Below are 5639 nucleotides of genomic sequence, written 5' to 3' on the forward strand. Positions count from 1 at the left end.
TACAAAACGAAGCCGCTCGTCCATGATGCCAGTCTCTCGCCAAACCATCGCCGGGTCCTCCGGCGAGGGAGAAAACTGTCACCTATGCAATCGGTCCATTCTGTTACCTATCTATCCGGTTCGGACACCAGCCCCTTCTCCCCGTCACTATACGGGGAGAAGTGCCCGGCGGGCGATGAGGGGCGGCGCCAGCTTCGACAATTGGCGTGTCTGCAAAAATTGGAAACGGCTTGGTTGACGTAATAGCCTCGGGCGTGTGACCGCGCTACTCCGCCGCCAGCTTGTCCGCCACGCCGTAGGTCGCGTGGTAGAGCGCGCGCTGGCGGCTGAGCGCCACCATCGTGTTGCGCAGCAGGATCGCCACCGTGATCGGCCCGACGCCGCCCGGCACCGGCGTGATCCAGGAGGCGACCTCTTTGACGCTGTCGGTGTCGACGTCGCCGACTATGCGGCTCTCGCCGTCCGGTCCGATCTCGGAATTGATGCCGATGTCGATGACGGCGGCGCCCGGCTTCACCATATCTGCCTTGATCAGGCGCGGCTTGCCGACGGCGACGAACAGTGCGTCGGCGCGCCGCGCGTGTGCTGCCACCGAACGCGTCATGTGATGGCAGACCGTCACCGTCGCGCCCTCGCTCATCAAGAGGAAGGCGATCGGCTTGCCGACGATCTCGGAATGGCCGACGACGACCACCTCGAGCCCCTTGAGGTCGAGGCCGGTCTCCTTCAAGAGCTCGACCGAGGCGGCCGCCGTGCAGGGCGCCAGATCGAGCTGGTTGTAGACGATATTGCCGATCGAGGCCGGATGCATGCCCTCGACGTCTTTCAGCGGATGCACCGCCGCCTGCAGCGTCTTGATCGGGATGTGCACCGGCACCGGCCGCTGGATGATGATGCCGGTGACGCGTGGATCGGCATTGAGGCCGTGGATCGCGGCCTCCAGTTCGCCGGCGGTGATGTCGGCGGCAAAGCGCCGCTCTTCGAAGCCGATGCCGGCCAGTTCCGCCTTGGCGCGCTGGTTGCGCACATAGACATCGACTGCGGCGGTGTCGCCGACGGTGATCGACACCAGCTTTGGCGGAAACCCCTCGGCTGTGGCGATCGCGGCGTCCTCGCGCACGGAGGCGATGATGCGCTGGGCCACCGGCCCACCCTTGAGATAGCGGCTGTCGTCGGACCGGGACATGGCTGACCTTTGGCGTCGGGAATTGTGCGCTGCAATAGCAGAGGCCGTCCGGGAAATCAGCCTCCGAAAACGAAACGCTCTGCCTTCAGCGCGACGCGTTTTGCCTCGAAAGGCGAAAGGGCAGCGCGGTTTCCCGTGCTGCCCTTTCGTGACCGGCCGCATCCCCACACGGCCCGTCCCCCGTTAACTCGTTGCCAGTCTAAGCACGTCTCCCGAATATGCGCTATGGCTTGGGAGCAACAGCTGGCGCCAAAATTAGTCGGCGCTGCCTGACCGATAGATTCGCAGTCCCTATATCACCACCACCGTCGTTCCGACATTGACGCGCTCGTAGAGGTCGACGACGTCCTCGTTGCGCATGCGGATGCAGCCGGAAGATACGGCGCCGCCGATCGTCCATGGCTGGTTGGTGCCATGGATGCGGTATTCCGTCGTGCCGAGATAAAGCGCACGGGCGCCCAGCGGGTTCTCCTCGCCGCCGGCCAGATAGGTCGGCAGATAGCGGCCCTTGGCGGCCTCGCGCTTGATCATCACCGCCGGCGGGCGCCAGTCCGGCCAGACGCGCTTGTCGGTGATCTTGTGCGTGCCCGACCATTCGAAGCCCGGCTTGCCGGTGCCGACGCCGTAGCGCCGCGCCTTGCCGTCCTTCTCGACCAGATAGAGGAAATTCTGGTGCGTATCGATGACGATGGTGCCTGGTTTCTGCGGCCCGTCGAACGCGACTTCCTGCGGCAGGTAGATCGGGTTGATCTGCGGCCGCATCGCCGTGCGCCGGGCCGGCTGCTGCACCGCCGCCGTGCGCTGCTGGTCGGGCTGGACCTGCAGATAGCGCCGCTGCGGCTGCTGCACCATCTGGCGGGTCTGCCGCACGATACCAGGCGCGCGGCCAAGCTGCAGCACCCAGGGCGCCGAAAGGTCGGGGCTCACCATCACCGGCGGCCGGTCGGCATAGCGGTCATCGGCATTGGAGGCGGTGGCGCCGGCGGCAAGAACCGCCGCGGCACCCAGCAGGGAAACCAACGTTGTCTTCATCGGAACGCACCTTGATCGTCGAACGGACGGAGGCACGAAACCGCCCCCGGTTGCGCGATCCTTGGCGCGAAGCGGCAACCGAAACATGAATCGGAATGCGTAAAATGCCGATGTGTCAGTAAACCTTTTGGTGTGGTTACCGGCCGGTTCAGGAATCTGGTAAAGCCACGGTAAAACAGGCGCCGAGGCGCATTAACGAACGGATTTCTGGCAATGGGAACTGAAAATGCCGGCCTGCTCGACGGCCCTGACGGCAAGGCGCGCTGCTTCTGGCATGGCAATCTGCCGGACTATCTGCACTACCACGACCATGAGTGGGGCCGGCCGGTGGTGGACGACCGGCGGCTGTTCGAGAAGATCTGCCTCGAAGGCTTCCAGTCCGGCCTTTCCTGGCTGACCATCCTGCGCAAGCGCGAGAATTTCCGCGAGGCCTTCGCTGGCTTCGACTTCGACAAGGTGGCTCAGTTCACCGACAAGGATGTCGAGCGCCTGCTCGGCAATGCCGGCATCATCCGCCATCGCGGCAAGATCGTCTCGACCATCAACAACGCCAAACGGGCGCGCGAAATGGTTGATGAGTTCGGCTCGCTGGCGGCCTGGTTCTGGAAGTTCGAGCCGGGCGCGGGCGAGCGCCCGGAGATCGTCGACCTTGCCCATCTGCGCGCCAATCCGACGACGGCGGTCTCGGTCCGCATCTCGAAGGAGCTGAAGAAGCGGGGCTGGAGCTTCGTCGGCCCGACCACCGTCTACGCCTTCATGCAGGCGATGGGCCTTGTCAACGACCATCTCGAAGGATGCGTCTGCCGCAACGCAGTGGAAGCGGAGCGGAAGAGGTTCAAACGGCCGAGGTAGGACCTTCCTTCTCCCCGTTCCACGGGGAGAAGGTGCCCGAAGGGCGGATGAGGGGCAGCGCCCGCCTGCGAGACTAGATGCCGCTGGCGCCGGTGAGGAACAGGCCGGCGACGATCGCCGCCAGCGCGGCGAAAGCCGGATAGATCACCAGCAGGCCGGTCATCAGCGCATCACGCATGGATGAGCCCCGGCGCGGATCCACCTCGAACGGCCCGGCTGCCTGGCTCACCGTCACGGGCGCCTGGTGGTCGGCCGGGCGCAGCCGGATGGGCAGTTCGCGCGTGCCGCCGTTGATGGTGTCGAATTGTCCCGTGGTGCTCATAGCCCCGAACTCTTTGTTTTCGGTGCGCTTTATCGGCTGCGATTGTGTCGACACGATGCCGCGCCGATGGCGGAATTGTTTCCTTTGGGCGCCGTTTGTTTCCGTGAAGGTGCAAACCCTTGCCGCTCCAAGCCGCATGGGCTAGGACACGCGCGCCCGCAACCAGCCAGCATCTATCGAACGAAAAGACCCCATCCCATGGCCGACAAATCGGAAAAGACGAAAGCGCGGCTGCCGCGCGGGTTTGCCGACCGCGGCGCCGATGACATCCGCGCCGTCGAGAAGATGATGGCGACCATCCGCGGCGTCTATGAGCTCTACGGCTTCGAGCCGGTCGACCAGCCGATGATCGAATACACCGACGCGCTCGGCAAATTCCTGCCCGACCAGGACCGGCCGAACGAAGGCGTCTTTTCCTTCCAGGATGATGATGACCAGTGGCTGTCGCTGCGCTACGACCTGACCGCGCCGACGGCACGCTTCGTCGCCGAGAATTTTGACAAGCTGCCCAAACCCTATCGCAGCTACCGCTCCGGCTGGGTGTTCCGCAACGAAAAACCCGGACCCGGCCGCTTCCGCCAGTTCATGCAGTTCGATGCCGACACGATCGGCACGCCCGGTGTGGCGGCAGACGCCGAGATGGCAATGATGATGGCCGACGTCATGGAAGCGCTCGGCATCAAGCGCGGCGACTACGTCATTCGCGTCAACAACCGCAAGGTGCTCGACGGCGTGCTAGAGGCGATCGGCCTCGGCGGTGACGAGAATGCGGGGCGGCGGCTGACGGTGCTGCGCGCGATAGACAAACTGGACAAGCTCGGGCCGGAAGGCGTGAGGCTCCTGCTTGGTCCGGGGCGCTGGGATGGCGGCAAGGAAGGCGAAGGCGATTTCGCGAAGGGCGCCGGACTGAAAGACACGCAGGCCGAAGCTGTGCTGATTGCAACGGCGAGGAACGGACAGGCTGGCCAGAATACCAGCGTCAGTTCCAACGCCGTCTACCAGGAAGGCGTCGCCGAACTTGCCACGATCGAAGCTCTGGTCAGAGCGGCAGGATATGGCGAAGACCGCGTCGCCATGGACCGCTCCGTCGTGCGCGGCCTGGAATACTACACCGGCCCCGTCTTCGAAGCCGAGCTGCTGGCCGAAATCCCCAACGAGGACGGCCAGATCGTGCGCTTCGGCTCGGTTGGCGGCGGCGGCCGTTATGACGGGCTGGTCTCGCGCTTCCGCGGCGAGCCGGTGCCGGCGACCGGCTTTTCGATCGGCGTCTCCCGGCTGATGACGGCGCTGAAGAACCTCGGCAAGCTCGACATCTCCGACGTCATCGCTCCGGTCGTCGTTCTGGTCATGGACAAGGACACCGAAAGCCTCGGCCGCTACCAGAAGATGGTGGCGGAGCTGCGCGCGGCCGGCATCCGCTCGGAAATGTATCTCGGCGGCGCCGGCATGAAGGCGCAGCTCAAATATGCCGACCGCCGCGGCAGCCCGGTCGCCATCATCCAGGGCGGCGACGAGCGCTCCCGGGGTGAGCTGCAGATCAAGGACCTGATCGAAGGCGCCCGCATGTCGGCGGAGATCACCGACAACGCCGAATGGCGCGCCGCACGCCCGGCGCAGGTGACGGTGGCGGAGAGCGAGTTGGTTGCCGAGGTGAAGAAGATCCTGGCGGCTCAGGCTGCCGACCGCGCGAAGGGTGGCGCTTGAACACCCCCCTCTGTCCTGCCGGACATCTCCCCCTCAGAGGGGGAGATTGGATGTCCCGTGTGGTTTCGCAAATCTCCGGTGTTGGAGTAAGGGTGCGGCGCTCGAAGCTGCCGATCTCCCCCCTTGAGGGGGAGATGGCCGGCAGGCCAGAGGGGGGTGCCTCGCGCCCAACCTATCCATGATCTCCCGCTACCCCGCCATCGCCGCCGACATCGCCAAGCTCTTCGCCGCGCGTGACACGCACGCGGTCGAGGTCGCCGTGCTGCAGCCGGCCGATCCGTTCCTCGACATGGCCGGCGAAGACCTGCGCCGCCGCATCTTCCTCACCGAGAGCGAGACCGGCAAGACGCTGTGTCTCAGGCCCGAATTCACCATTCCCGTCTGCCTGGACCACATCACCAGCCAGGCGGGCACGCCGCGCCGCTATTCCTATCTCGGCGAGGTGTTTCGCCAGCGCCGCGAGGGCGGTAACGAGTTCTTCCAGGCCGGCATCGAGGACCTCGGCGATCGCGACACCGCCGCCGCCGATGCCCGCTCGCTGGC

Annotated in this window: 6 protein-coding genes; 3 read left to right on the plus strand and 3 right to left on the minus strand. The window is 65.3% G+C overall.

What is annotated here, in order from left to right:
* Window positions 1-265: 265 nt before the first annotated feature.
* Together EOA33_RS22175 and EOA33_RS22180 are read right to left on the minus strand one after the other, a co-directional pair.
* Window positions 266-1186, minus strand: coding sequence for a bifunctional 5,10-methylenetetrahydrofolate dehydrogenase/5,10-methenyltetrahydrofolate cyclohydrolase (locus EOA33_RS22175; protein WP_126056403.1), 921 nt, complete (start codon window positions 1184-1186; stop codon window positions 266-268).
* Window positions 1187-1477: 291 nt separating this feature from the next.
* On the minus strand, window positions 1478-2218 hold the full coding sequence (locus EOA33_RS22180; RefSeq protein WP_126056402.1) for a L,D-transpeptidase: 741 nt from the start codon (window positions 2216-2218) through the stop codon (window positions 1478-1480).
* Window positions 2219-2431: 213 nt separating this feature from the next.
* On the opposite strand from EOA33_RS22180, the gene EOA33_RS22185 reads away from it, so the two are divergent.
* Window positions 2432-3070 (plus strand): DNA-3-methyladenine glycosylase I, encoded by a 639-nt coding sequence (locus EOA33_RS22185; protein WP_126056401.1) that lies wholly within the window; start codon window positions 2432-2434, stop codon window positions 3068-3070.
* Window positions 3071-3143: 73 nt separating this feature from the next.
* Here EOA33_RS22185 and EOA33_RS22190 read toward each other — a convergent pair whose 3' ends face one another.
* Window positions 3144-3392, minus strand: coding sequence for a hypothetical protein (locus EOA33_RS22190; RefSeq protein WP_126056400.1), 249 nt, complete (start codon window positions 3390-3392; stop codon window positions 3144-3146).
* A gap of 198 nt (window positions 3393-3590) precedes the next feature.
* Here EOA33_RS22190 and hisS point away from each other — a divergent pair, with 198 nt between their 5' ends.
* Both hisS and EOA33_RS22205 read left to right on the plus strand, forming a co-directional pair.
* Entirely contained in the window at window positions 3591-5096 is a 1506-nt protein-coding gene (hisS, locus tag EOA33_RS22195; protein ID WP_126056399.1) for a histidine--tRNA ligase, read from the plus strand.
* 178 nt (window positions 5097-5274) lie between these two features.
* A partial coding sequence (locus EOA33_RS22205) for an ATP phosphoribosyltransferase regulatory subunit (RefSeq protein WP_190234334.1) occupies window positions 5275-5639 on the plus strand: 365 nt, incomplete at its 3' end.

Source organism: Mesorhizobium sp. M4A.F.Ca.ET.050.02.1.1 (genome assembly GCF_003997725.1).
Taxonomy (GTDB): Bacteria; Pseudomonadota; Alphaproteobacteria; order Rhizobiales; family Rhizobiaceae; genus Mesorhizobium.

Bases quoted from the DNA above. Each gene is read 5' to 3' on its own strand.
- EOA33_RS22175 (WP_126056403.1), bottom strand. From the start codon at position 1,186: ATGTCCCGGTCCGACGACAGCCGCTATCTCAAGGGTGGGCCGGTGGCC.
- EOA33_RS22180 (WP_126056402.1), bottom strand. From the start codon at position 2,218: ATGAAGACAACGTTGGTTTCCCTGCTGGGTGCCGCGGCGGTTCTTGCC.
- EOA33_RS22185 (WP_126056401.1), top strand. From the start codon at position 2,432: ATGGGAACTGAAAATGCCGGCCTGCTCGACGGCCCTGACGGCAAGGCG.
- EOA33_RS22190 (WP_126056400.1), bottom strand. From the start codon at position 3,392: ATGAGCACCACGGGACAATTCGACACCATCAACGGCGGCACGCGCGAA.
- hisS (WP_126056399.1), top strand. From the start codon at position 3,591: ATGGCCGACAAATCGGAAAAGACGAAAGCGCGGCTGCCGCGCGGGTTT.